The 1,318-nt window shown below is 77.9% G+C and carries 1 protein-coding gene; it reads left to right on the top strand.

The genetic code is table 11. The features are described 5' to 3' along the window. Positions 1-52: 52 nt before the first annotated feature. Positions 53-1,318 (top strand): HNH endonuclease signature motif containing protein (locus C5507_RS22005; protein ID WP_158657690.1); only part of this gene is annotated, 1,266 nt, incomplete at its 3' end.

Below are 1,318 nucleotides of genomic sequence, written 5' to 3'. Positions count from 1 at the left end.
GCCCTCGCCGTGGGAGCTGATGGATCCGGATCCGTCGCCGTGTATCGAGCCGTTGAGCGCCTGGTTGCCGGCCCGGCGCAGCGCGTCGGAGGCGGCGGCGCTGCTGGAGCAGATCGTGGCGGCGGAGGCGCAGCTGGCCGCGTTGCGGGTGGAGCTGGTGATGGACCTGGCCGCCGCCCGCCCGGCTCCGGCCGATCCGCGGCCCGGGGGTGAGCGCGCCGGCACGGTGGGCCCGGCCGGGGTGAGTGAGTTCGTGCCCGATGAGTTGGCGGCGGTGCAGAACTGCAGCCGGGCGGCGGCGGTCACGCTGCTGGAGCACGCCGAGATCTTGACGACGGTGCTGACCGGGGTGTTCGAGCAGCTGCGGGCGGGGCGGCTGGACTGGCCCCGTGCCCGGGCGATGGCCGCGGAGGTGGCCGCGGTGGGCCGGGAGACCGATCCGGCGGTGATCGCCGGGATGGAGGCCGCGGTGCTGCCCGGTGCCGGCGAGCTGGGGGTGGGCCGGCTGCGGGAGGCGGTGCGGGCGGAGCTGCTGTCCCGGGACGCCGCCGCCGCCGACCGGCGGCGGGAACAGCGCCGCCGGGGAGCGGACGTCACGGTGCGGCCGGTCGGGGACGGCATGAGCGAGTTCCGCGCCCTGATGCCGCACCCGGAGGCCCGCGCCTGCCGGGATGCCGTCGACCGGCACGCGCGTGCGGCGAAGGAGGCCGGCGACGACCGGCCGATCGGCATGCTGCGCGCCGGGGCGGCGGCCGATCTGATGCTGCGCCCCTGGCAGGAACAACCGGAGGTCACCGCCCACCTCACCGTGGTGGCGCCGCTGACCGCGCTCACCCCCGCCGGCGTCCTGGCCTCCGGTGGCCCACGGCCGGCCGCCTTCACCCCGCCCGGCGCGGCCGCGCCGATCGGGGAGGTCGACGGGGAGCCGATCACCGCCGCCCACCTGCGCGAGCTGCTCACCCAGCTGGACACGTTGTGCCCGGGCGGGCTGCAGGTCCCGGCCGGCGGCGCCCTGGACATCGCGCTCACCGACCGCACCGGCGCCCTGCTGGCCCTCACCGACCGCGGCGAGGTCGAGCGGCTCGCCCGCAGGGGTTGCCCCGAGCATCCCGAGGGAGCCTGCGCCTGCCCGGTGCTGACCGCACCCGGCCCGGTCGACCGCTACCGGCCCTCAGCAGCCCAGCAGCGGTTCCTGCCGGCCCGGGACCGCACCTGCCGGCACCCCGGCTGCACCGTGCCCGCCGGCTGGGCCGACCTGGACCACGTCATCCCGCACGCCGCCGGCGGGGAGACCTCCTGCGACAACCTCTGCTGCCTG

This window comes from Blastococcus saxobsidens, assembly GCF_002938435.1.
GTDB classification, from domain to species: domain Bacteria; phylum Actinomycetota; class Actinomycetes; order Mycobacteriales; family Geodermatophilaceae; genus Blastococcus; species Blastococcus saxobsidens.
This window is presented reverse-complemented; position numbering and strand designations above follow the sequence as displayed.